The organism is Candidatus Korarchaeota archaeon NZ13-K (assembly GCA_003344655.1).
In the GTDB taxonomy this organism is placed as follows: domain Archaea; phylum Korarchaeota; class Korarchaeia; order Korarchaeales; family Korarchaeaceae; genus Korarchaeum.
Window position 1 is genome coordinate 1 of sequence record MAIU01000145.1, and the last position, 1,457, is coordinate 1,457.

Below are 1,457 nucleotides of genomic sequence, written 5' to 3' on the forward strand. Positions count from 1 at the left end.
GGAGAGCGAGGACACGATCTTAGCCGCGATGAACGTGCTAGCTCCCCTGATAATAGGGGAGGATCCCCTGGATGTGGAGAGGATCGAGGAGAAGCTCTCGAGGGCGATCCTTGGAAATACATCCGCGAAGCTGGCCCTCGAGATGGCCATGTTCGATCTCAAGGGTAAGGTACTCGGGGTGAGGCTGAGGGATCTGCTCGGCGGTCACTCCGACAGGGTGGAGACTGACTTCACGATAGGGATAATGTCGCCGGAGGAGATGGCCTCGGATGCGGTCAAGCACGTCGAGGCCGGTTTCAGGGTGCTCAAGCTGAAGGTGGGGACTGAAGTGAGCGAGGACATAGCGAGGGTTAGAGCTGTCAGGGATGCCGTGGGAAAGGATGTCAGGATAAGGATAGATGCCAATCAGGGATGGACTCTGAAGCAAGCTAAAAAAGCTCTGGCGGAGATGGAGAGATACGATGTCGAGCTAGCGGAGCAGCCTCTGAGGTGGTATGACTTGGAGGGGATGGCCGAGCTCACGAGGACAAGCCCGATCCCGATAATGGCAGACGAGTCGGTTCACTCCGCCAGGGATGCCCTGATGATAGCGAAGCTAAGGGCGGCAGATTACATAAACATAAAGCTGTCCAAGGCCGGGGGCCTGCTCGAGGCTAGAAGGATAGCGGCTATAAGCGAGGCTGCCGGCATCCCAAACATGATAGGGTGCATGATGGAGGGAGGTGTCAGCATAACGGCTGCCGTTCACTTCGCAACAGCCACCAGGAACGTGGTCACAACTGACCTGGACTCTGACATCTCGCTTAAGGAGGACTTCGTGGAGGGGGGAGCTGGATGTGAGGACGGCTTCAGGATACTGCCGGATGGTCCGGGACTGGGCAACCTCAGGATAAGGGAGGAGAAGCTCAAGCTGAGGGCTGTATTTGAGGAGAGGAGGGAAAGCACCACTCCTCTCTGAGGAGAAGCTTTCATTACGCCCTGGGCTGAGCGGGGAGCCGAAGGTGATGGGGATGCCGGAGATATGGGAGCAGGTGGGGAAAACGCCAATAGTTGAGGTAGATGGCATACTCTTCAAGCTGGAGTACCTGAACCCGGGCGGGAGTCACAAGGACAGGATGGCGGTCTCCATGCTCCTGGATCTCATCGACAGGAAGGGAAGGGGAGGGGAGATAGTGGAGGCGACCAGCGGGTGCACAGGAGTTTCCCTAGCCCTTCACGGGAGGGCGATGGGGTTCGAGGTGCACATAGCCGTGAAGGAGGATGCGAGCCCCGTCAAGATAGCGCTGATGAGGAGGCTTGGGGCGAGAGTGTACACCTGCCCTAACGTGCCACCCGAGGATCCGAGGAGCATAAGATCGGTGGCCGAAAGGATCGCGAGGGAGAGGGGGGCCACATTCCTCATGCAGGACTCGAATCCAGCCAATCCCAGGGGACAGCGGAGGATGGGGGAGGAGATC

Annotated in this window: 2 protein-coding genes; both read left to right on the forward strand. The window is 58.4% G+C overall.

Annotated features, from left to right (window positions below; genetic code table 11):
- Positions 1–958 (forward strand): dipeptide epimerase (locus BA066_07950; protein ID RDD52760.1); only part of this gene is annotated, 958 nt, incomplete at its 5' end.
- Positions 959–1,004: 46 nt separating this feature from the next.
- Positions 1,005–1,457 (forward strand): pyridoxal-phosphate dependent enzyme (locus BA066_07955; protein RDD52761.1); only part of this gene is annotated, 453 nt, incomplete at its 3' end.